The organism is Rhodoplanes roseus (genome assembly GCF_003258865.1).
Classification (GTDB): domain Bacteria; phylum Pseudomonadota; class Alphaproteobacteria; order Rhizobiales; family Xanthobacteraceae; genus Rhodoplanes; species Rhodoplanes roseus.
Map to the genome: position 1 here is coordinate 1 of NZ_NPEX01000846.1, position 267 is coordinate 267.

The window sequence follows — 267 nt, forward strand, 5'->3', positions numbered from 1 at the left end:
GCACGAGAAAAACGGTAAGCTGGGAAAGGATCATTGGACATGCAACGGCGGTAGCCGCCGCTCATGCGCATTGCAAGCGCCAAGAGCGCGCGTGATTCGAAGCGCTTGCCTTCCGCCCGGCTGAGCCTCTATGCCCTCGCCATGCTGCAGCTTTCAAACATCACGCTCCGCATTGCCGGGCGCACCCTCATCGACAAGGCAAGCCTCAACCTTCCCGCGGGCTCGAAGGTGGGCTTCGTCGGCAAGAATGGCGCCGGCAAGACCACG

General features: G+C 62.2%; 1 pseudogene. It reads left to right on the plus strand.

Annotated elements, in window-relative coordinates:
* Positions 1-63 precede the first annotated feature (63 nt).
* Positions 64-267 (plus strand): annotated as a pseudogene (locus CH341_RS35525) (hypothetical protein); the annotation flags it as partial.